Raw genomic sequence first — 19,649 nt, forward strand, 5'->3', positions numbered from 1 at the left:
ACTGGGGAGCGTGCCGTGAAATACGTCTACATCCTCGAGAGCCTCGACACCCTGCACTTTTATGTGGGCATCACCGACGACCTGCGCGCCCGACTGGCAAAGCACAACGCTGGCGAGGTGCCCCACACTTCCAAGTACGGGCCTTGGCGCCTGAAGACCTACGTTGCGTTCAGCAACGAGCAGCAGGCCGTCGCCTTCGAGAAGTATCTGAAGTCCGCGTCGGGCCGCGCCTTTGCCAAGAAGCGCCTCTAACCCCTACTCCCCGATCACCGCATTCAGCCGGTCGCGCAGCGCGACGATCTCATCCTTCATCGCGACCAGCTCCGACACCGAGCAGTCCGACGCCGCCAGGATCGACTGCGGCACGGCCCGCGCCTTGTCCTTCAGCGCGTGGCCCTGTGACGTCAGCGCGATCAGCACCTGGCGCTCGTCCTCGCTGGAGCGGGTGCGCTTGACGAGATGGGCTGCCTCGAGCCGCTTGAGCAGCGGCGTCAGCGTGCCCGAATCCAGAAACAATCTTTCGCCGATGTCCTTGACCGGCACGTCGTCGCGCTCCCAAAGCACCAGCATGACCAGATATTGCGGATAGGTCAGCCCGAGCCGGTCGAGCAGCGGCTTGTAGACGCGGTTGAAGGCGTGCGCGGCCGAATAGACCGCGAAGCAGATCTGGTTGTCGAGCCGCAGCGGAGCGTCCGCTGCCGATGGTTTCCGGGCCATGGAGAATCTCACGGGTTTGCCGCATTGTGGGCCCGGGCGGCCGCATATTCAATTGCGAACAATTAAATGTGAGGCCCCATAAATTAGATTGCGCGCAATCTAATTGTCTGCGATAGAGATCGCGCCCACCCAACCCCCAGGGAGACGAAAATGTCCGTGAACGTGCTCTACAAGACCAGTGCCAAGGCGACCGGCGGCCGCGACGGCCATGCTGCAACCCTCGACGGCGCGCTCGACGTCAAGCTGACCACGCCGAAGGAGCTCGGCGGCGGAGGCGGCGCCGGCAACAATCCCGAGCAGCTGTTTGCGGCCGGGTATGCCGCCTGCTTCATCGGCGCGATGAAGTTCGTGTCCTCGCAGGGCGGCCCCAAGGTTCCGGCCGACGCCTCCGTGACCTCGACCGTCGGCATCGGCCCGCGCTCGGAGGGCGGCTTCGGTCTCGACATCGATCTCGCCGTCTCGCTGCCGGGCCTTGCCCGCACTGAAGCCGAGGCGCTGGTCGAGAAGGCGCACCAGGTGTGCCCGTACTCCAACGCCACGCGCGGCAATGTCGACGTTCGCCTGACGGTCGTCTGATCGAAGTGCGGATTGGCCAGCCCGAGATCCCCCTCGGGCCGGCCGTTCAATCTGATTTCGGACTTCCCGGGATCGCGCCGCAGCGGCGCATACGCCCCTACCCGCGGGGCCATTGCTGGCGCGCATGAACCTCGCTAGGCCTGTGCTCAAATATCGACACAGAGGAAGCGAAGGCATGAGTTCTGAAGCCGCCACAGGTGCCATGAGCGGACTGCGCGTCATCGATCTCACGCGCGTGCTCGGCGGTCCCTATTGCACCCAGATCCTCGCCGACCACGGCGCCGACGTGATCAAGGTCGAGCCGCCCGCGGGCGACGAGGTGCGTGAATGGGGCCCTCCCTTCCACGAGGAGGACGCGGCCTATTTCATCGGCATCAACCGCAACAAGCGCTCGATCGGCCTCGACCTCGCCTCCGAGGGCGGCCGCGCCGTGCTGCTCAAGATGCTGGAGACCGCCGACGTCCTGATCGAGAATTTCAAGCCGGGCACGCTGGAGAAATGGGGCATCGGCAACGAAGTCCTCAGCAAGAAATTCCCGCGCCTCGTGCATTGCCGGATCTGCGGCTTCGGCGCCGACGGCCCCCGCGGCGGCAATCCGGGCTATGACGCCATCATCCAGGCCATGACCGGCATGATCGCGGCGACCGGCTCGCCCGAAAGCGGGCCGATGCGGATCGGCGTGCCGCTGGTCGACATCACCACCGGCCTCTATGCGGCGATCGGCATCCTGATGGCGCTGTCGGAGCGGCAGCGTTCGGGCCAGGGCCAGTTCCTGGAGACGACGCTGTACGAGACCGGCCTTGCCATCATGCATCCGCACACCGCGAACTACTTCATGCATGGCAAGCCGCCCTCGCTCACCGGCAACGAGCACCCGAACCTCGTGCCCTACGCGATCTTCCCGACCAAGACCGACGACATCTTCATCGGCGTCGGCAATGACGGTACCTTCCGCAAGCTCGCCAAGGAGATCGGCAAGGCGGAGCTCGGCACCGATCCGCGCTTTGCCCGCAACAAGGACCGCATCGCCAATCGCGAGGCGCTACGCGCCGAGCTCGCCGCCGTGTTCAGCCAGCACGAGGCCGAGCCGCTGTGCAACCGCCTGCTCGCGGCGGGCCTGCCTGCAGGTCCCGTGCAGAAGATCGACCAGGCGCTGACCAATCCGCACACGATCGCGCGCGGCGATATTATCGAGAAGGACTGGTACAAGGGCGTGGCCTCGCCGATCCGGCTCGACCGCAGCAAGCCGAGCCTGCGCCGCCTGCCGCCGAAATTCAGCCAGCACTCGGCGGAGGTGCTCGGCGAGTTCGGCTACTCCAAGGCCGAGATCGACGCGATGGTCGAAAAGGGCACGGTCTGCGGTCCCGAGCGCAAGCGCTAGCGGTCCCCCGGCCTTCTTCAACCGACATCCAATGCCGCACTGCGGCGCGGGCACTCAGGTGCACCGCGAACGGAAACGATTGCCGGCGGCGCATTCGCCTATTTTCCGGCTTTCCTTTTCCAGCGCTTGCCGCTTTCGTTTCGGCCGCTTACACAGTCATGTGAACGTCATATGGCGCTGCTAGCGCAAGCGCTCCTTTAGTGACGGGCAAGGGAGGTTTTCTTGATGGCTCTTCGACATTTTGGTGCGGCTGCCGCACTTGCAATCACGGTTGGCGTATCGGCTTCGCCGGCGCTGGCGGTGACCGAGATCCAGTGGTGGCATGCGATGACCGGCGCGAACAACGACGTCATCGTCAAGCTCGCGACCGACTTCAACGCCTCGCAGAGCGACTACAAGGTGATCCCGACCTACAAGGGCAACTATCCCGATACGATGAACGCCGGCATCGCGGCGTTCCGCGCCGGCAACGCGCCGCACATCATGCAGGTGTTCGAGGTCGGTACCGCGACCATGATGGCCGCGACCGGCGCCGTGAAACCCGTCTACAAGCTGATGGCCGAGACCGGCGAGAAGTTCGATCCGAAGGCCTATCTGCCCGCGATCACCGGCTACTACTCGACCTCGAAGGGCGAGATGCTGTCCTTCCCCTTCAACTCGTCGTCGACCGTCATGTGGGTCAATCTCGACGAGCTGAAGAAGGCCAATCTCGAGATCCCGAAGACCTGGCCCCAGGTGTTCGACGCCGCCAAGAAGCTCCATGACAACGGCCATGCCACCTGCGGCTTCTCCAATTCCTGGATCACCTGGGTCAATCTCGAGCAGCTCTCCGCCTGGCACAACGTGCCGCTGGCGAGCAAGGCCAACGGCCTCGACGGCTTCGACACCGTGCTCGAGTTCAACGGCCCGCTCCAGGTCAAGCACCTCGAAAAGCTGGTCGAGCTCCAGAAGGACAAGACCTACGACTATGCCGGCCGCACCAACACCGGCGAAGGCCGCTTCACCTCGGGCGAATGCCCGCTCTACCTGACCTCCTCGGCGTTCTTCGGCAACGTCAAGGCGCAGGCCAAGTTCGCCTTCACCGCGGTGCCGATGCCCTATTATCCCGACGTGAAGGGCGCACCGCAGAACTCGATCATCGGCGGCGCCTCGCTCTGGGTGATGGGCGGCAAGTCGGCCGACGAGTACAAGGGCGTCGCCAAGTTCCTCACCTTCCTCTCCGACACCGATCGTCAGGTCTACATCCACAAGGCTTCGGGCTATCTGCCGATCACCAAGGCCGCCTATGAGAAGGCCAAGGCGGAAGGCTTCTACAAGGATCAGCCCTATCTCGAGACCCCGCTGCTCGAGCTGACCAACAAGGAGCCGACCGAGAATTCCCGCGGCCTGCGCCTCGGCAACATGGTGCAGCTGCGCGACGTCTGGTCGGAAGAGATCGAGCAGGCACTCGCCGGCAAGAAGACCGCCAAGCAGGCGCTCGATGCCGCCGTCGAGCGCGGCAACACGATGCTGCGCCAGTTCGAAAAGACCGCAGTGAAGTAAGGCGACCGACGGCAGGCCGGGACACCGGCCTGCCGTTCCTGCGGGCACCATGCAAAAGCAAGCCATCTTCCAGTCAAAGCTGTTGCCCTATGCGCTGGTTGCGCCGCAGCTCGCGATCGTCCTGATTTTCTTCTACTGGCCGGCCCTGCAGGCCGTGATCCAGTCCTTCCTGCTGCAGGACGCGTTCGGCCTGTCGACGAGCTTCGTCTGGTTCGAGAATTATATCGAGCTCATGCAGGACAGCGCCTATTTCGAGGCGATCGTCCGGACCTTCTTCTTCTCGTTCGCGATTGCGGTGTCGTCGCTGTCGTTTGCGCTGCTGCTCGCCGTGATGGCTGACAAGCCGCTGCGCGGCTCGATGCTGTATCGGACGTTGCTGATCTGGCCCTATGCGGTGGCGCCGCCCGTCGTCGGCGTGCTCTGGATCTTCATGCTGCACCCCTCGCTGGGGGTGCTCTCGCGGTACTTGCGCGCTCTGGGCATCGACTGGAATCCGCTGCTCGACGGCGACCAGGCCGCTGCGCTGATCATCCTCGCCGCCGCCTGGAAGCAGATCTCCTACAACTTCCTGTTCTTCCTCGCCGGCCTGCAGAGCATCCCGCGAAGCGTGCTCGAGGCGGCCGCGATCGACGGCGCGCGCCCGATGCGAAGGTTCTGGACCGTGACCTTCCCGCTGCTGTCGCCGACCATCTTCTTCCTTCTGGTCGTCAACATCGTCTACGCCTTCTTCGACACGTTCGGCATCATCGACACCATGACCCGCGGCGGTCCCGGCAAGTCGACGGAGACGCTGGTCTACAAGGTCTATTCCGACGGCCTGCTCGGCGGCAATCTCGGCAGCTCGGCGGCGCAATCGGTGATCCTGATGATCATGGTCATCGTGCTGACGGGAATCCAGTTCCGCTTCGTCGAACGCAAGGTGACCTACTGATGGTCGAGCAAGAAGGCATCAGGCGCTACATTGCCCACATCATCCTCTGGATCGGGATCGCGATCGTCGCGTTCCCCGTCTACATCGCGATCGTCGCCTCCACCCAGGAGAACGCGCTGATCGCGAACGGGCAGATGTCGCTGCTACCGGGCGGGCATTTCTTCGAGACCTACTACCAGACCATCTTCGTCGGCACGAGCGGCTCGACCCGCGAGCCGGTCGGCAACATGATGCTGAACTCGCTGGTGATGGCGCTCTTGATCGCGATCGGCAAGATCGCGATCTCGATCATCTCGGCCTATGCGATCGTGTATTTCCGCTTTCCGTTCCGGATGGCGATCTTCTGGCTGATCTTCATCACCCTGATGCTGCCGGTCGAGGTGCGCATCTATCCGACCTACAAGATCGTCGCCGATCTGCACATGCTCGACAGCTACGCCGGCCTGTCGCTGCCGCTGATCGCCTCGGCCACCGCGACGCTGCTGTTCCGCCAGTTCTTCATGACGGTGCCGGACGAGCTCCTGGAAGCCTCGCGCATCGACGGCGCCGGTCCCTTCCGCTTCTTCTGGGATACGCTGCTGCCGCTGTCGCGCACCAACATGGCCGCGCTGTTCGTGATCCTGTTCATCCTCGGCTGGAATCAATATCTCTGGCCGCTGCTGATCACCACGCGCGACGACATGCAGACCATCCAGATCGGCATCCGCAAGATGATCACCACCACCGACGCGCTGACCGAATGGCCGATCGTGATGGCAACCGCCGTGCTGGCCATGCTGCCGCCGGTGTTCGTCGTCGTCGCCATGCAGAAGCTGTTCGTGCGCGGATTGGTCGAGACGGAAAAGTAGGTTCTTCCAAGTGAGTTTTCATGGCTAACGTCACCCTGCGCAACGTCCGCAAGACCTATCCCGGCGGCTTCGAGGCCATCAAGGGTGTCGACGTCGATGTCGGCGACGGCCAGTTCTGCGTGCTGGTCGGCCCCTCCGGCTGCGGCAAGTCCACGCTGCTGCGCATGGTCGCGGGACTGGAGACCGTCACCGGCGGCGAGATCGACATCGGCGGCCGCGTCGTCAACCAGGTCGAGCCGGCCGACCGCGACATCGCGATGGTGTTCCAGAACTACGCGCTCTATCCGCATATGAGCGTCTACAACAACATGGCCTATGGCCTGCGCAACCGCGGCATGGCGGAAGCCGAGATCAAGACCCGCGTCGAGGAAGCCGCGCGCGTGCTCGAGCTGTCGGCCATGCTGGAGCGCAAGCCGCGCCAGCTCTCCGGCGGCCAGCGCCAGCGCGTCGCCATGGGCCGCGCCATCGTGCGCCAGCCGAAGGTGTTTCTGTTCGACGAGCCGCTCTCCAATCTCGACGCCAAGCTGCGCATCGCGATGCGCGTCGAGATCCGCAAATTGCAGCGCCGCCTCAACACCACGTCGATCTACGTCACGCACGACCAGCTCGAGGCGATGACGCTCGCCGACATTCTCGTCGTGATGAATGGCGGCGAGGTCGAGCAGGTCGGCAATCCCCTGGCGATCTACGAGAAGCCGGCGACGACCTTCGTCGCCTCCTTCATCGGCGCGCCGCCGATGAATCTGATGTCGACGCGCGCGGACGAGATCAAATCGCAGCTCGGCGGCAGCGCCGGCGAAGCCGGCATCCTCGGCATCCGTCCGGAGGACTTCGTCATCACCGACCAGACCCCGGCCGGCGGCGTCGCGCTGCCGCTCACCGTCGAAGCGATCGAGCGCGTCGGCGCGGAAACCTTCGTCTACGGCTCGCGAGCGCACGACGAGCAGCGCGTTGCCGCCACCCCCGGCGAGCTGCCGCCCGGCGAGGTGATCGTCCGCATTCCCGGAACCGAGGCCCCCGCCATCGGCCAGAACATCCGCGTCGCGGCGCAGCGCCAAAAGCTGCATTTGTTCAGCGGCGACGGGCGGAAGCGGATCGAGGCCTGACCGGTTCCCAAGGGCCGACCGATAAAAAGTGCGAAAACAACCCCATGCACAGTAGAAGGGGCTTTGTTTTCGTTGGGAGAATTCGGCACGGAAAATCGTCATGCCGCACTGGTCGGCTCAGCCCGAACGAAATCGCTGACAGGCGTTCGGAGACATGGCCGACACATGAACGATGGCAGAACTGGACGAGGCCGACCGGCATGGGCCCATCCACAGCCTACCGGCTAGCTGCTTGAACCAACACGGGGATATGCCCATATTGCTGACCAAGGGGTGCCTTGATCGGGCCCTGATGCACCAAAGTCGCTTCGAGAGGACTTTGTAAACTATGTCTCGTGTTCCAACGCTCTCCAGTCCCTTTCTGCTGGGCTTCGACGAGATCGAGCGCGTGCTCGATCGGGTCGTCAAAGGCGCCGACGGTTATCCTCCCTACAATATCGAGAGGTGTGACCGGTCGGACGGCCAGCCCGAGCGTTTGCGCATCACGCTGGCGGTCGCCGGATTCACCCGCGACCAACTCGATGTAACCATTGAGGAAAACCAGCTCGTGATCCGCGGGCGGCAGCAGGACGACAAATCCCGGCAATACATCCATCGCGGCATCGCCGCGCGCCACTTCCAGCGCACTTTCGTGCTGGCGGAGGGGATGCTGGTGCTGGGTGCGGATCTGAAGAACGGGCTGTTGTCGATCGATCTTGCCCGGCCTGAACCGGAGAGGATCGTTAAGACAATCGCTATCAATGAGCACGAATAATGGAACGAGTAGCGGACTCGACCGCTTAGTGTTCCAGAGGAGTCGAGACCATGAGTGAAGGTCACGTTGCGTTCGAATACGAAGCCAAGAATGTCTCCCCGGAGACGCTGGCAACCCTCGGCGAAGGCCATATCGCCTATGTGAAGCAGATCCGTTCCGAGGACGTTCCGGGCCTGTTTCCCGAAGCGCCGAAAATCGCGCCGGGCCTCAAGCTCTTCGCGCTCCACGCCGCCGACGGTACGCCGATCATGCTGACCGACAGCCGGGAAGCTGCGATCGCCAACGCCTGGAGCAACGAGCTGCAAGCGGTGAGCGTGCACTGAGCGCGCAAGCTTCGCACTGACAGAGTTTCAAGCGGGCACGCCTTCGGAACGAAGGCGTGCCCGCTTTCATTTTGAGTGATGACGTCTCGGCATCGTCATTGCTGGGAGCACTTCCGACGAAGCAATCCAGAATCACCCACGGAAAGGTTCCGGATTGCCTCGCTGTGCTCGCAATAACGGAGTGCGAGGCGATGGCCTCCTCAACTCTCGCGTGTCGCGGACGCGGCGCTTTCCTGGCGATGCGAAGCATCGTCCAGTCGCGGTGCGGCGCAGAGCCCCCCGGAAAGCGGCAGCTCACAAATGTAGAGACACAATGTAGAGACATGGGCCCCGGCTCTGCAGCGCATCACTTCGTGCTGCGCAGCGTCCGGGGCACGAGAACAAGGCTCGATGCTCGCTCTCTCGCTAGTCGGCAAAGACGAGAAAGATCAGGCCGCCGTCGCCGGTGGCAGGGCCAGCACCGAATAGATCGCCTGGGCATCGCGCGAGGCGCGGAGCTTCTTGGCGATGTCCTGGTCGCGCAGGAGGCGGGCAATGCGGGCGAGGGCCTTGAGGTGATCGGCGCCGGCGCCTTCGGGCGCGAGCAGCAGGAAGACCAGATCGACCGGCTGGCCGTCCATCGCCTCGAAATCGATCGGGCGATCGAGCCGTGCGAACAGGCCAAAGATCTTTTCGAGCTTGGGCAGCTTGCCGTGCGGGATGGCGACGCCGTAGCCGACCGCGGTGGTGCCAAGCTTCTCACGCTGCAGCAGCACTTCGAACACGGCGCGCTCGTTCTGCCCGGTCAGCTCGGCGGCCTTGGCCGCGAGCTCCTGCAGCGCCTGCTTCTTGCTGTTGACTTTCAATGCCGGGAGAATCGCCTCGGGTGCGACCAGATCGGTAATCGGCATGGAAGCTTTCCGAGGTGAATTAAACCGTCAGGTTCCGATTTGGCCAGCTTGGAGGACCAAGCGGGGCCGGCGTCAATAACATGAAGCAGGAGGGGGACTTAGCCCAAGTCCCGTTAGATCCTGATGTGGGGCGCTTCTACTCCAACGCAATCCCGGTGCCAACTCCCGCGTGCGGCTTTGCCACGGGTCATTGTTAAGGGCCGGGATCATACGGACCCCGCCTCGGCCTAGCCGCCCGCCTTGCCGTCGACCTTGGCTCCGGGCGGATCGATCCAGCCCACATTGCCATCCGCCCGGCGGTAAATGATGTTCACCCGGCCGGACGAGCCGTGCTGGAATACCAGGCACGGGGCTCCGCTGAGATCGAGTTCCATCACCGCCTCGCTGACCGAGAACTGCTTCAACGAGGTGGTTTGCTCGGCGATGATCACGGGGCTGTAGCCGGTGACCTCATCCTCGCCCTCGGGCGCCTCCAGCACATAGCTGGTCGCATCGAGCGCAGCCATCGCCTCGGAGGCGACATGGGCCTTGCGGGCGGAACGGTCCTTGAGTCGGTTCTTGTAGCGGCGCAGCCGCCTCTCGATCATCAGCAGCGCCTGGTCGGCGCTGGCATAGGCATCGGGCGCGTTCGAATCGGCCTCGAGCGTAACCCCCGAATCGAGGTGCAGCGCACAGTCGGTGCGGAAGCCGAAGCCGTCCTTGCTCAGCGTGATATGCCCAGAATAGCTGCCGTCGAAATATTTGCGCAGCACCTCGTCGGTGCGGTCGGCGACGCGGCCGCGCAGCGTCTCGCCGACGCTGATGCTCTTACCCGAAATCCGGAGGGTCATGTGGTGCCTCGCTTGGTTTGTTACCCGAGCTGCAATGACGCATCGTCGCAGCCGGGGTCTTTTCCCGGCGCACGATCTTGGCGGAAAACCGCTGCACACCTTTTCCGGATCATGCGCAGGCCTGGACCGGTCCCGAAGGGGAATTGAGAGTAGCGCGATTTCGCGCCAGTGCAATCACGCCGGTTCGGTGTTGCGGGAGCGATCGGACATCGCTGTCGAGAGGACGTTACCAAGAGCGCTCTGCTTGTCACGGCGGCGTTGCACCGAGGAGGGTATGCGCATGGCTTCGCGGTACTTCGCGACCGTGCGGCGGGCAATATCAATGCCCGAAGCGCGCAAGCGTTCCACGATGGTGTCGTCCGACAGGATCGCCGCGGGCTCTTCCGAATCGATCAGCTGCTTGATGTGATGGCGAACGGCTTCGGCCGAATGCGCCTCGCCACCGTCGGCCGAGGCGATCGAGGCCGTAAAGAAATATTTCAACTCGAATGTGCCGCGATTTGTCGCCATGTATTTGTTGGCGGTGACACGCGACACCGTGGATTCGTGCATCTGGATGGCGTCGGCGACGGCCTTCAGGTTGAGCGGCCGCAGATGCGCCACGCCATGGGTGAAGAAACCATCCTGCTGGCGCACGATCTCGGTTGCGACCTTCAGGATGGTGCGGGCGCGCTGGTCGAGCGCGCGCACGAGCCAGGTCGCGTTCTGGAGCGCATCGGTGAAGTAGGACTTGTCGCCGTCCTTGCCGATCTTCTTCGACAGCTCGGAATAGTAGGTCTGGTTGACCAGCACACGCGGCAAGGTGTCGCTGTTGAGCTCGACATGCCAGCCGCCGTCGGGACCGGGGCGGACATAGACATCGGGCACCATGGTCTGCAGCCGCGCCGAGCCGAACTTCATGCCGGGCTTGGGATTGAGCCGGCGGATCTCGCCGATCATGTCGGCGATGTCCTCGTCGTCGACGCCGCACAGCTTGCGCAGGGACGCGATGTCGCGCTTGGCGAGAAGATCGAGATGCTCGACGAGGGCCTGCATCGCCGGGTCGTAGCGGTCGAGCTCGCGGAGCTGGATCGCCAGGCATTCGCTCAAATTGCGCGCGCAGACACCTGGCGGATCGAATTTTTGCAGCACGGCGAGGACGTCCTCGACGTCGGCTTGCGACGCGCCGAGACGCTCGGCGGCCTGGCCGAGATCCGGCGGCAGATAGCCGGCCTCGTCGACGAGGTCGATCAGGTATTGGCCGATCATGCGCTGTGCCGGCGCGGTGAAGGCGACCGAGAGCTGCTCGGCCAGATGGTCCGACAGGGTCATCTCGGCGGCGACGAAGGCCTCGAGATTGTAATCCTCATCGCCGGAAGCTCCGCCGCCCCACTCGGTGTAGGTGGTCGGTGCGGCGTCCTGGGCATTGCGCGCGGCCGCCTCGGCCGGCTCCTCGGAGAAGACGTTGTCCAGGCCCGTGTCGAGGGTCTGCTCGATCTCGGCGCGGGTGCCGAGATCCTTGCTCATCCATTCCTCCTGGCCGGGCTCGAAGGCCTCCGCGCTGCCGCCAAAGCCGTCGTCAGCATGACCGTCACCCTGGCCGCCGCCCTCGTCGCCATCGCCGAACTGGCCGGCCTCGGCAGGCGCTTCACCGCCCGCCTCGTCATTGGCCCGCTCCAGGAGAGGGTTCCGCTCGAGTTCCTCCTCGACGAAGGTGGTGAGATCGAGATTGGACAATTGCAGCAGCTTGATCGCCTGCATCAGCTGCGGCGTCATCACCAGCGACTGCGATTGCCGGAACTCTAATCTCTGCGTAAGCGCCATGAAGCAAGAACCGTTCCCATAATTGGTCCGATTTTTGCTTATCCTAGTCCGGGCCTGATGTACACGGCTTGACGCTGTGCAAAAACCAGCTAGAGGCGGAATTCCTCGCCAAGGTAAAGCCGGCGGACGTCGGGATCGGCAACGATCTCGTCCGGGGTCCCCTCGGTCAGGATTTCACCGGCATAGACGATATAGGCGCGATCGGTGAGGCCGAGCGTTTCGCGGACATTGTGATCGGTGATCAGGACGCCGATGCCGCGGTTGGTGAGATGGCGGACGAGGTCCTGAATGTCGCCGACCGCGATCGGATCGATGCCGGCAAAGGGTTCGTCGAGCAGCATGTAGTTCGGACGCGTCGCCAGCGCGCGCGCGATCTCGACGCGCCGGCGCTCGCCGCCGGACAGCGCGATCGACGGCGATTTCCGCAGGCGCGTGATGTTGAACTCGTCGAGCAGCGAGTCGAGCTGCTGCTCGCGCTTCTTGCGCGAGGGCTCGACCACTTCGAGCACGGCGCGGATGTTCTGCTCGACGGTGAGGCCGCGGAAGATCGAGGCTTCCTGCGGCAGATAGCCGATGCCGAGCCGCGCGCGCTGATACATCGGCAGCTTGGTGACGTCGTGGCCGTCGAGCTCGATCGCGCCGTGATCGGCCTTGATCAGGCCGGTGATCATGTAGAACACGGTGGTCTTGCCGGCACCGTTCGGGCCGAGCAGGCCGACTGCTTCACCGCGCCGCACATAGATGCTGACGCCACGCACGACCTGACGGCTGCCGAAGGCCTTCTTCACGCCATGCACAGCCAGGAAGCCCGGCCGCTTCAGGAGCTGCGGGCCGCCGGCGCCGTTGGAGGTGGCGGCGCTTCGGACGGGGTGAACAGCCTGCGGACGTGGCGACGGCTCGGCCTGATAGTCGGATTCGTAGGTGCCCTGGAACTGGTCGGGCGCGCGCATCGGCTGGTCCCGGGCGATCGGCGGAGTGTCCCTGATCGGACTCGGCACGAGGCCGCCGACGCCGTCACCGAGCGCGGTGATGTCCTGACGCGCAAATCCTGGCCGGCCGCGCTTGGCGGGGCGCCGACGGAACATGCTGAAGAGATCGACCATCCCCGCCTTCTAGCCTTGCGCGGTTTTTGCGCGGCACTCGCGCAATCTGCCGCCCCGGCGCCGATTCGCCGGTGCAGCATGAGTGAAGGGATGTCTCATGCCCAGTGAAACACGCCCGAAAAGCGGCGAACTCCGCTTCGAAAGCCCTGCGCGCTAGATACAGTCTCGCCGGGCAAGCTTCAACCTCGGATCGGTCGCGTCCGATACAAGTCTTTGAATTTACTTTTGTTTACTTGCGCCGGGCAGTTGCAGCGGCGGCGCGCCGCCGGGCTTGGCCCCCGGACCGCAATCACTGCCCGCACCCTGCGGCAGCAGGACCTGAACGCGGCCGGTGTCGGATTCCACGCGCGACACGCCGGTGGTCATGTCGACGGTCAGCCGGTCGCCACGCATCACATTCCTGCACTGCGTCAGGACCACCGGACCCCCGCCGCCGAGCATGGTGATGAGATTGGTCCTGGTGTCGAACACGGCGGTCTCGCCTGTGACCACCTGATCCTTCTGGGTGACCACGACGTTGCCGCGCGCCTCGAGCCGCTTGATCGAGGAGCTGCCGCCCGGGCCCGGCGTGGCCGATTGCATCGGTGCGGATTTCGCGCCCTTCGCCGCAGGCTGCGGCGGCGTGGCCGGCTTGTCGCCGCCCGAGTCGTAGAACACCACCAGCGTCTTCGAGGTCATGGTGGTGTCGCCCTGGATGACCTTCACGTTGCCGGCGAAGGTCGCCTCCTTCTTCTTGTCGCGCATCTCGAGCGAGGCGGCCTCGATCTGGATCGGCTGATCGCGGTTCTGCGAGAAGCCCTGCATCGCGTTGGGGACGCCCTGCATCGTGTTCTGCGCAATAGCGGCGCCGCCAGCGGCCAGTGCAACGGCGGCGGCGACAAGCACGGCAGCGCCGAGGATTGCGCTCCGCTTGCTGTCGTTGCGCGGAAAAAATCGGATCATGAAAATCACTTCGAATTGGCGGATTTATTCTGGGGCGTACGCGGCTTCGCTTGCGGCACGGGCTCGTCCGCAGGCGCAGGCTGAGCGGCCGCGGGATCGTCCAGCTTGTCCAGATGCATCACCACGTTGCCTTCGAAGCGAATGACCTCGCCGCCTTCCGTGATCCGCAGCCGGTCCGCGCTCAGCGTGCCGTTGGTCAGCTTGACGTCGACGCGTTCATCGGACGTCACCGTGCCCTTGTTCATGTCGACGAAGGCGGAATTCAGCCGCGCCTCATAGCCGGTGGAGGTGCGCAGGAAGATGTCCTTGTGCAGGTCGAGCTGCTGCTGCTTGTTGTCGAAGCGGCCGGTGCGGGCATCGAGGAACAGGGTGGACTGATCCTCCATCAGCACCTTGGCGCGCAGGTCGGAGAGATCGACGTGATCGGCGTCGGTGATGTCCTGGGTCGCGGTCTTGGCCCAGAGCTCGTAGGGCCGCTGGTCCGGCGTGAAGCCGGCCAGATGCGGCGATTCCATCGTGATCTTGGTGCCGGACACCACCAGGTTTCCGGAATCGAGCGGCAGCTTCGGCATCAGCATGCGGAACGGATTGAAGACCGAGACGCCGACGATGGCGGCCATGGACAGCAGCACCGCCCCCGGCACCGCGACGCGAAGGATCCGCACCAGCCGGCTGTGACGCGCCGCGCTGGCGAACTTCGCCGCTAGCGCGGCGTCGTAGGTCGGATTCTGGGCCGAATTCACCTGGGCTCCTGATGCACCTGGGCTCCTGAAAGGTTGGGCTCCTGAAATGTCGCTCGCCTTGTCCGGTTGCAGCGCGGCCCCATTGTACCCGTCGCCCGCGAAATATGCAGCCGGCGACAGGCGGTTACGAAAGTGTCCGAAACGGGGCGGAGGCCCTGAGTCTAGCGAGCCCGGGAGGCGTCAGGAATGCGCGAAAATGTCCTCTTCCTCCCAGCCCTGGAGGTCGAGCAAGGCGCGGGTCGGCAGGAAGTCGAAACAGGCCCGCGCCAGCTCGGTGCGGCCTTCCCGCACCAGCATAGCATCGAGCCGCTCGCGCAAGGCATGCAGATGCAGCACGTCGGAGGCGGCATAGGCGAGCTGCGGCTCGGTCAGGCTGTCGGAGCCCCAATCGCTGGATTGCTGCTGCTTGGAGAGGTCGATGTTGAGCACCTCGCGCACGAGGTCTTTCAGGCCGTGGCGATCGGTGTAGGTGCGGGTCAGGCGGGAGGCGATCTTGGTGCAATAAATCGGCCCGGTCATGACGCCGAAGGTCTGGTACAGCACTGCGACGTCGAACCGCGCGAAGTGGAAGATCTTGGTGATGGCGGGATTGGCCAGCAGCGCCTTCAAATTCGGCGCGTCGGTGTGGCCCTGGGGGATCTGCACCACGTCGGCGCTGCCGTCGCCCGGCGAGAGCTGCACCACGCAGAGCCGGTCGCGGTGCGGATTGAGCCCCATGGTCTCGGTGTCGATCGCCACCGCTCCGGTGTAGCGCGTGAGGTCGGGCAGGTCGCCGCGATGCAGGCGTACGGTCATGGCGTTTCAAAACCTCGCATTGGTCTGTCGGCAAACTAGGCTCATCGGGATTCCCTGCGATGTATCCACTCGCGGCGGGACGCGCAAGCGCCGGCCGTGCCCGTACGGGCCCGGGTCAGATCGCTGCCAGCATGATGCAGATCATCGCCGCGACCGCGATGCGGCTGGGGCCGTCGCGGAACGCGTAGATGATGGGATCGTCGGGCATCTCGCGGCGGTGCGCCATCATCAGGGCGCGGCCGAACCAGTACAGCAGCAACGGGGTGAGCAGCCACAGCATCCAGGGACGGCTGTACAGCGGCATCACCGCCGTCGAAGACACGTAGAGCGAGAACACGGTGACCGCGTTCATCGCGCTCGCCGCCGCCATCGCGGCGATGATCTGCAGGTCGGTGATCCTGTAGTCGCGGTTGGAGGGATCGGCGAGCCCCGCGCTCTCGCGCATGCTGAGCTCGCTGAAGCGCTTGATCAGAGCGAGCGAGGTGAACACGAACAGCGAGAAGATCAGCAGCCATTCCGACAGCACCACGCCGACACCGACGGCGCCGGCGATGATGCGCAAGCTGTAGAGACCCGCGAGCGTCACGACGTCGACCAGCATCTTGCGCTTGAGCGCGAGCGAATAGGCGATCGTGGTGACGAGATAGGCGCCGAGCACGCCGAGAAAGAGCGGCGAGATGCAGAGGCTGGCGACGAGCGCGAACAGCCACAGCGCGGGGATCGCAAGCAGCGCGGAAGAGATCGGCAGGTCGCCGGCCGCGAGCGCGCGATGGCGCTTGGTCGGATGCTGCCGGTCGGCCGAAAGATCCAGGAGATCGTTCATCAGATAGGCGCCCGAGGCGCAGGCCGAGAACGCCATGAACGCCAGCAGCGCATAGAAGAGCGTCGGCAGGTTCAGCTGATGCGCGGTGATGACGGGCACGAACACCAGCGTGTTCTTGGCGTATTGATAGACGCGCAGCGCCTTGGCCCAGGTTTTGGCCCAGGTCTTCCAGCTGACGCGGCTTGTGCTTCGGCCGTCGATGCGGTCGATCGCGCCGCGATCGAACGGCAGCGTGGTGCCGGCGGCAAGATCGGCCGGCGTCACGACGCCGTCAAAGCCGAGATGCGCCGCAATCGCCGCTGCATGGTCGGCGAAGCGGCCGGCGACCAGATAGATCCTCGCGCCCCGCGCCCGCGCCGCCAGGGCCTGGTTCAGCACGTCGGAATCATAGGGCAGATGGGCGTAGTCGAGCTTGGCCCGCGCCAGGATCTCCGTGAGCGCCGCCATGCCCGGACGTCCGCCCGCGCCGAAGCGGGCCAGCATGCGGCCGGGCGCACTGAACAGCGCTTCCATCAGCAGCTCGGAGCGCAGCAGCGCGCCTTCGAGATCCACGACGAGCGTCGGCGCAGACGCCATCGCCGACGGTGCGGGGGCGCCAGAATCGTACTGCCGGGCAGGCTGCTCCATCCGAAAACGCTCTGTTGGCCGCAAAATGCCGGCCCAGGAGGCCGGGGAGCAGGGAAATGGACGGCCGCGAGCCTAGAGGAGATTCGCTAAGGGCGGCTTAACTTGCCTAGCGAGGGACGGAGCCTGTTGCACGGCCCCCACAACCCCGCACGAACTTCGGCTTCGGCGGGGTTTGTGTCGTGCGCTTAGTGGACATCGCCCCGGCCCGCCCTATCTGCCAGTCTCTCCCTGCTCACCAAGACTCGAGAGCCATGACCGAACCGACGCTCGCAGCGCCCGTCGACGACCAACGCCCGCGCGGCTTTTCGCGCTATCAGGTGCTCCTGATCGGGCTGCTCGCGTTCACGCAGTTCACGATCATCCTCGATTTCATCATCATGTCGCCGCTCGGCGCGATCCTGATGCCCGCGCTGAACATCACGGCCGGGCAGTTCGGCGTGGCCGTATCGGCCTACGCCTTCAGTGCGGGCCTGTCGGGCATCCTCGCCGCCGGCTTCGCCGATCGCTTCGATCGCAAGCGCCTGCTGCTGTTCTTCTATGTCGGCTTCACGCTGGGCACGATGCTCTGCGCCGTCGCGCCGAACTACCATGTGCTGCTGATCGGCCGGATCGTAACCGGATTGTTCGGCGGCGTGATCGGCTCGGTCGTGCTCGCCATCGTCACCGATCTTTTCGCGCTGCATCTGCGCGGCCGCGTCATGGGCTTCATCCAGACCGCCTTTGCCGCAAGCCAGGTGCTCGGCGTTCCCGCCGGGCTGTTTCTCGCCAATCACTGGAGCTGGCATGTCTGCTTCATCGCGATCGTCGGCCTGTCGATCGTGACGATTGTCGTCGTCGCCTTCGCCATGGAGCCGGTCGACGCGCATCTGAAGCTGAAGCAGGACAGGAATCCGTTCCACCATCTGGTCGCGACGGTCACCGAGCCGCGCTACACGCTGGCCTTCGCCGTCACGACATTGCTGGCGACCGGCGGCTACATGCTGATGCCGTATTCCAGCGCCTTCACCGTGAACAATATCGGCATCGACATGGCGCATCTGCCGACGATCTATCTGGTCTCCGGCCTGTTCAGCATCGTCACCGGACCGCTGGTCGGCCGCGCCAGCGACGCCTTCGGCAAATACCCGACCTTCGTGTTCGGCTGCGCGATGACCATCGTCATGGTGCTGATCTACACCCATCTCGGCCACGTCTCGCTGGCGACCGCGATCGCCGTCAACGTGCTGATGTTCGTCGGCATCTTCTCGCGCATGATCCCGTCGCAGGCGCTGATCTCGGCGATCCCCGATCAGAGCCAGCGCGGCTCGTTCAGCGCGGTCAGCGCCTCGCTACAGCAGCTCTCCGGCGGGCTCGGCTCGGTGCTCGCCGCCGCGATCATCTCGCAACAACCCGACGGCTCGCTGCTCCATTTCGAGCGGATCGGCTACGTCGTCGTCACCACGACGCTAGTGACGCTGGTCGCGATGTATTTCGTGCAGAAGGAGGTGGCGGAGCGGGCGGGGAGAAGTGTGGTGTAAGCGGCGGGCCGACGTGGCCCCACGAGGACAGCCCGTCCCAGCGGCGAGGCCGGGACCCCGGTCCTGCGGTCTCTACCGGTCGGAGGTAGATGTATTTTGGGTCCAAACCCCGCAAAATGGTGCCCAGGAAAGGATTGGGCCGCTCACCGCAGAGATCATTGTTTTCGCTGATCTTTTCCGACCGTCGATGACCGACTGTGTACCAGTTCTGTGTCCAGCATTCAACATGCTGCTCCTCAAGAAGGAGGGCGCGAAGTCTGCACCATGACGACGCAGCCCCGGGCAGGGTAGACTTGTTCTGGCTCACCTTGAACTATCGCCTCTAATCTGGAATTGGCACTTCTGGATAGGTTCGCCGAGACGATGCTCGGCCGACAGTCGTGCCTTGAGGTAAGTGATGCCGTTCAAGTTCCCCGGTTCTAACGATGACGCGCTCGCCCAGCGCACCCACAGCATCAGGAAGGACATGAAGATCGGTAGACCCACCACTTATACCATTCGCCGATTGAACTACCGTGGTGAAGTGTTGGAAGAGGTCACCACGAACCACCATCGCGAGATCAATAAACTGCAGACGCGCTGGAACCGGGAAGAATGGGATCTGCGCTTATCGCATCCCGAGTTGTACGACGAGTGAAGAATGAGAAAGCTGGCACTGATTGGCGCCTTCGTGGCCGTCCCGAGCTTCGCAAGCGCTCAGAAGGGTGCTGACGTGGCTGCGGCCGCAACCCTCCATCAGGAGTACACCGATGTCGTGATCGCATCGGATGAATGTCCGGGCATCACACTCGACATCAACAAGTGGGACAAGGAAGTGCGCAAGGTCGCCGGATCAAGCGGCCCCGGCATGCTGAAAGCCTTTGAGGTATCGGAGCAAGGCGGAGCTTGGCGAGATAAGCGACAGGGAGACTTCAAGGCAAATCCAACCAAAGAGTGCGCAGATGTGTTGGAGGCGTATGGGCCCAAGGGGTTGGGTCTGCTCAGAAGGAAGTAACTCGGCTGCTGGTCTGGCTTGACACTCCTGCTACGCCCTGATCCCTTTGTGAGAGGTGAACGCCCCCTGCTATTCGTAGACCCTCTACGGATGGCAACCGCTTTTGTAGTGAAGCACGGGGCCACCATGACCGACATCTTCAAGACATCGCTGACCCAATTCTCCACGCTCCTCGGGCGCATCGGAGCCGACCCCTCACGCCTGATGAGTGTGCGCGAGTGGTGGTATGAGATGGACGAACCGGTGTCGATGTTGGTCGATCCCCAAGAGGCCTTCAAGGCAGACGAGCGGACGCTGCTGAAGGTCTGCCTGGACAACGGCATCGCGTATCGAGCGACCACCACAGAGCGCCCTGCTGCCTTCCCAGCGTGGCTGTTCAGGGAAGTGTATCGGGAGCCCTGAGC

The 19,649-nt window shown here is 64.1% G+C and carries 22 protein-coding genes; 13 read left to right on the forward strand and 9 right to left on the reverse strand.

Annotation, left to right across the window (positions count from 1 at the left end; all coding sequences use genetic code 11):
* Positions 1–15 precede the first annotated feature (15 nt).
* On the forward strand, positions 16–252 hold the full coding sequence (locus HAP40_RS00490; protein ID WP_166811768.1) for a GIY-YIG nuclease family protein: 237 nt from the start codon (positions 16–18) through the stop codon (positions 250–252).
* A 3-nt stretch (positions 253–255) separates the two neighbouring features.
* Here the strand turns inward: HAP40_RS00490 and HAP40_RS00495 are convergent, their stop codons facing one another.
* Positions 256–717: a MarR family winged helix-turn-helix transcriptional regulator gene (locus tag HAP40_RS00495; RefSeq protein ID WP_166811766.1), complete on the reverse strand. Its 462-nt coding sequence runs from the start codon at positions 715–717 to the stop codon at positions 256–258.
* 150 nt (positions 718–867) lie between these two features.
* Here HAP40_RS00495 and HAP40_RS00500 point away from each other — a divergent pair, with 150 nt between their 5' ends.
* From HAP40_RS00500 to HAP40_RS00535, 8 genes are all read left to right on the forward strand, one after another.
* A complete protein-coding gene (locus tag HAP40_RS00500) occupies positions 868–1,293 on the forward strand; it encodes an organic hydroperoxide resistance protein (RefSeq protein ID WP_008539979.1) in 426 nt (141 codons plus the stop codon).
* Between the two features lie 175 nt (positions 1,294–1,468).
* On the forward strand, positions 1,469–2,674 hold the full coding sequence (locus HAP40_RS00505; RefSeq protein ID WP_166811764.1) for a CaiB/BaiF CoA transferase family protein: 1,206 nt from the start codon (positions 1,469–1,471) through the stop codon (positions 2,672–2,674).
* A 225-nt stretch (positions 2,675–2,899) separates the two neighbouring features.
* Positions 2,900–4,216 carry a sn-glycerol-3-phosphate ABC transporter substrate-binding protein UgpB gene (gene ugpB, locus HAP40_RS00510; protein ID WP_166811762.1) on the forward strand — a complete coding sequence of 439 codons (1,317 nt, stop codon included), beginning with the start codon at positions 2,900–2,902 and terminating at the stop codon, positions 4,214–4,216.
* Positions 4,217–4,265: 49 nt separating this feature from the next.
* On the forward strand, positions 4,266–5,147 hold the full coding sequence (gene ugpA, locus HAP40_RS00515; protein WP_166811760.1) for a sn-glycerol-3-phosphate ABC transporter permease UgpA: 882 nt from the start codon (positions 4,266–4,268) through the stop codon (positions 5,145–5,147).
* Positions 5,147–5,995 (forward strand): sn-glycerol-3-phosphate ABC transporter permease UgpE, encoded by an 849-nt coding sequence (ugpE, locus tag HAP40_RS00520; RefSeq protein ID WP_166811758.1) that lies wholly within the window; start codon positions 5,147–5,149, stop codon positions 5,993–5,995. The genes ugpA and ugpE overlap by 1 nt, the downstream gene beginning before the upstream one ends.
* Before the next feature lie 20 nt (positions 5,996–6,015).
* Positions 6,016–7,101, forward strand: coding sequence for a sn-glycerol-3-phosphate import ATP-binding protein UgpC (locus tag HAP40_RS00525; protein WP_166811756.1), 1,086 nt, complete (start codon positions 6,016–6,018; stop codon positions 7,099–7,101).
* 328 nt (positions 7,102–7,429) lie between these two features.
* Complete coding sequence (locus HAP40_RS00530; protein ID WP_028133593.1) at positions 7,430–7,855, forward strand: Hsp20 family protein; 426 nt, start codon at positions 7,430–7,432, stop codon at positions 7,853–7,855.
* A 50-nt stretch (positions 7,856–7,905) separates the two neighbouring features.
* The gene (locus tag HAP40_RS00535) at positions 7,906–8,178 is read left to right on the forward strand and encodes a DUF1150 family protein (protein WP_007598581.1); all 273 of its coding nucleotides are present in this window, start codon (positions 7,906–7,908) and stop codon (positions 8,176–8,178) included.
* A gap of 428 nt (positions 8,179–8,606) precedes the next feature.
* On the opposite strand, the gene ptsN is transcribed toward HAP40_RS00535, so the two are convergent.
* The 8 genes from ptsN to HAP40_RS00575 form a co-directional block, all read right to left on the reverse strand.
* Positions 8,607–9,068, reverse strand: coding sequence for a PTS IIA-like nitrogen regulatory protein PtsN (ptsN, locus tag HAP40_RS00540; protein ID WP_063681444.1), 462 nt, complete (start codon positions 9,066–9,068; stop codon positions 8,607–8,609).
* Positions 9,069–9,295: 227 nt separating this feature from the next.
* Positions 9,296–9,898, reverse strand: coding sequence for a ribosome hibernation-promoting factor, HPF/YfiA family (gene hpf / locus HAP40_RS00545; protein ID WP_166811754.1), 603 nt, complete (start codon positions 9,896–9,898; stop codon positions 9,296–9,298).
* Positions 9,899–10,072: 174 nt separating this feature from the next.
* Complete coding sequence (rpoN, locus tag HAP40_RS00550; protein WP_166811752.1) at positions 10,073–11,701, reverse strand: RNA polymerase factor sigma-54; 1,629 nt, start codon at positions 11,699–11,701, stop codon at positions 10,073–10,075.
* Positions 11,702–11,790: 89 nt separating this feature from the next.
* Positions 11,791–12,804: an LPS export ABC transporter ATP-binding protein gene (gene lptB / locus HAP40_RS00555; RefSeq protein ID WP_166811750.1), complete on the reverse strand. Its 1,014-nt coding sequence runs from the start codon at positions 12,802–12,804 to the stop codon at positions 11,791–11,793.
* Positions 12,805–13,023: 219 nt separating this feature from the next.
* Positions 13,024–13,746 (reverse strand): LptA/OstA family protein, encoded by a 723-nt coding sequence (locus HAP40_RS00560; protein WP_166811748.1) that lies wholly within the window; start codon positions 13,744–13,746, stop codon positions 13,024–13,026.
* A 5-nt stretch (positions 13,747–13,751) separates the two neighbouring features.
* Positions 13,752–14,489: an LPS export ABC transporter periplasmic protein LptC gene (gene lptC / locus HAP40_RS00565; protein WP_166811746.1), complete on the reverse strand. Its 738-nt coding sequence runs from the start codon at positions 14,487–14,489 to the stop codon at positions 13,752–13,754.
* Between the two features lie 180 nt (positions 14,490–14,669).
* The gene (locus HAP40_RS00570; RefSeq protein ID WP_166811744.1) at positions 14,670–15,284 is read right to left on the reverse strand and encodes a ribonuclease D; all 615 of its coding nucleotides are present in this window, start codon (positions 15,282–15,284) and stop codon (positions 14,670–14,672) included.
* A 115-nt stretch (positions 15,285–15,399) separates the two neighbouring features.
* Positions 15,400–16,734 carry a UbiA family prenyltransferase gene (locus HAP40_RS00575; RefSeq protein ID WP_166811742.1) on the reverse strand — a complete coding sequence of 445 codons (1,335 nt, stop codon included), beginning with the start codon at positions 16,732–16,734 and terminating at the stop codon, positions 15,400–15,402.
* Positions 16,735–16,985: 251 nt separating this feature from the next.
* Between HAP40_RS00575 and HAP40_RS00580 the strand changes: the two genes are divergently transcribed.
* From HAP40_RS00580 to HAP40_RS00595, 4 genes are all read left to right on the forward strand, one after another.
* Positions 16,986–18,251 (forward strand): MFS transporter, encoded by a 1,266-nt coding sequence (locus HAP40_RS00580; protein WP_166811740.1) that lies wholly within the window; start codon positions 16,986–16,988, stop codon positions 18,249–18,251.
* Between the two features lie 397 nt (positions 18,252–18,648).
* Positions 18,649–18,888 carry a hypothetical protein gene (locus HAP40_RS00585; protein ID WP_166811738.1) on the forward strand — a complete coding sequence of 80 codons (240 nt, stop codon included), beginning with the start codon at positions 18,649–18,651 and terminating at the stop codon, positions 18,886–18,888.
* A 3-nt stretch (positions 18,889–18,891) separates the two neighbouring features.
* Positions 18,892–19,245 carry a hypothetical protein gene (locus HAP40_RS00590; protein WP_166811736.1) on the forward strand — a complete coding sequence of 118 codons (354 nt, stop codon included), beginning with the start codon at positions 18,892–18,894 and terminating at the stop codon, positions 19,243–19,245.
* Between the two features lie 126 nt (positions 19,246–19,371).
* Positions 19,372–19,647, forward strand: a complete 276-nt coding sequence (locus HAP40_RS00595) for a hypothetical protein (protein ID WP_166811734.1) — start codon at positions 19,372–19,374, stop codon at positions 19,645–19,647.
* The last annotated feature ends 2 nt before the right edge of the window (positions 19,648–19,649 follow it).

The sequence above is a fragment of the Bradyrhizobium sp. 1(2017) genome (genome assembly GCF_011602485.2).
Classification (GTDB): Bacteria; Pseudomonadota; Alphaproteobacteria; order Rhizobiales; family Xanthobacteraceae; genus Bradyrhizobium.